Origin of the sequence: Paracoccus sediminilitoris (assembly GCF_003259195.1) — a bacterium.
GTDB classification, from domain to species: domain Bacteria; phylum Pseudomonadota; class Alphaproteobacteria; order Rhodobacterales; family Rhodobacteraceae; genus Paracoccus; species Paracoccus sediminilitoris.
The window spans coordinates 1-524 of record NZ_QJPK01000087.1 but is presented as its reverse complement, the minus strand read 5'-3'; the positions used below and the strand labels follow the sequence as shown (position 1 = coordinate 524).

Here is a 524-nt window from a genome sequence, read left to right as displayed (position 1 = left end):
GGCGACAAGGACATCACGCTGCAGTCGGAAAACGGCATGCTGGGCATGGGCCCCTTCCCCTTCGAGGGCGAGGAGGACCCCGACCTGATCAACGCCGGCAAGCAGACGATCACGGAACTGGACCGCACCAGCTATTTCGACAGCGCGACCAGCTTTGGCATGATCCGCGGCGGCAAGATCGCCGCCGCCATCCTGGGCGCGATGGAGGTCGCGGAAAACGGCGACCTGGCGAACTGGATGATCCCCGGCAAGCTGATCAAGGGCATGGGCGGCGCGATGGACCTGGTCGCGGGCGTGGGCCGGGTGATCGTGGTGATGGACCACCAGAACAAGGCTGGCGACAGCAAGATCCTGCGCGAATGCACGCTGCCGCTGACCGGCAAGGGCGTGGTCGACCGCATCATCACCAACCTGGGCGTCCTTGACGTCGTCCCCGGCGGCCTGAAGATCGTCGAACTGGCCGACGGCGTCACCGAGGAGGAGATCCGGGCCGCAACGCAGGCGAACATCGTCGAATGACAGGA

General features: G+C 65.6%; 1 protein-coding gene. It reads left to right on the top strand.

The genetic code is table 11. The annotated features are described in order from the left end of the window. A partial coding sequence (locus DKT70_RS17680; RefSeq protein ID WP_111560343.1) for a 3-oxoacid CoA-transferase subunit B occupies positions 1–519 on the top strand: 519 nt, incomplete at its 5' end. Positions 520–524 lie beyond the last annotated feature (5 nt).